The organism is Tianweitania sp., from assembly GCF_032053605.1.
GTDB lineage: Bacteria > Pseudomonadota > Alphaproteobacteria > Rhizobiales > Rhizobiaceae > Tianweitania.
Genome location: NZ_DAMBUH010000181.1, coordinates 3,632 through 3,978, shown reverse-complemented (window position 1 = coordinate 3,978; position 347 = coordinate 3,632). Strand labels below are relative to the sequence as shown.

1 protein-coding gene is annotated in these 347 nt (G+C 67.4%); it reads left to right on the top strand.

Features of this window, described 5'->3' with window-relative positions:
* Positions 1-347: HK97 family phage prohead protease (locus tag RTX98_RS20365; protein ID WP_312798711.1), on the top strand; the 347-nt coding region annotated here is incomplete at both ends.

Here is a 347-nt window from a genome sequence, read left to right as displayed (position 1 = left end):
CATCGTGGAGCGCGGGGCGTTCGCGAAGTCGTTGCGCACCCGGGGTGCATCGGGCGTGCGCATGCTGTTTCAGCACGATCCAGCGCAGCCGATCGGGGTGTGGACGGAGCTGCGCGAGGACGAACGCGGGCTGTTCGTGCGCGGGCGGCTGCAAACCGATGTGGCGCGGGGTCGCGAGATCTTGGCGCTGATGAAGGCGGGCGCGCTGGACGGGCTGTCGATCGGCTTTCGGGCGGAGAAAGCGAGAAAAGAAGCGGCGAGCGGCTTTCGGCGCATTCTGGAAGCGGACCTATGGGAAATCTCGGTGGTGACGTTTCCGATGCTGCCGGGGGCGCGCATCTGCCAGG